Origin of the sequence: Streptococcus sp. CCH5-D3 (genome assembly GCF_001556435.1) — a bacterium.
Lineage (GTDB): Bacteria > Bacillota > Bacilli > Lactobacillales > Streptococcaceae > Streptococcus.
Genome location: NZ_LSIW01000005.1, coordinates 1 through 228 on the forward strand (window position 1 = coordinate 1; position 228 = coordinate 228).

1 protein-coding gene is annotated in these 228 nt (G+C 46.9%); it reads right to left on the minus strand.

Going from position 1 to position 228, the window contains the following annotated elements; genetic code table 11:
* The coding region (locus AX662_RS10625) for an Ig-like domain-containing protein (RefSeq protein WP_231728399.1) at positions 1-228 on the minus strand (228 nt) is incomplete at both ends.

The following is a 228-nucleotide window of genomic DNA, read 5'->3' on the forward strand; positions in this document are numbered from 1 at the left end:
TAGCTGGAGCTGTTGTGTCTGTCGCAACTTTTGGTTCACTTGCGTCTGATGTGTTACCTGCCGCATCTGTCGCTTTCGCTGTCACATTACCTTCTGGAATATCTTTCGTTGGTGTGATTGTAGCTTTACCATTTTCATCAGCTGTGGCTTCACCAATCTTGTTGCCGTCTTTGTCGAACAACGCAACGGTTGATCCTGGTTCTGCTGTGACTTCAACTGGGTCTTTAG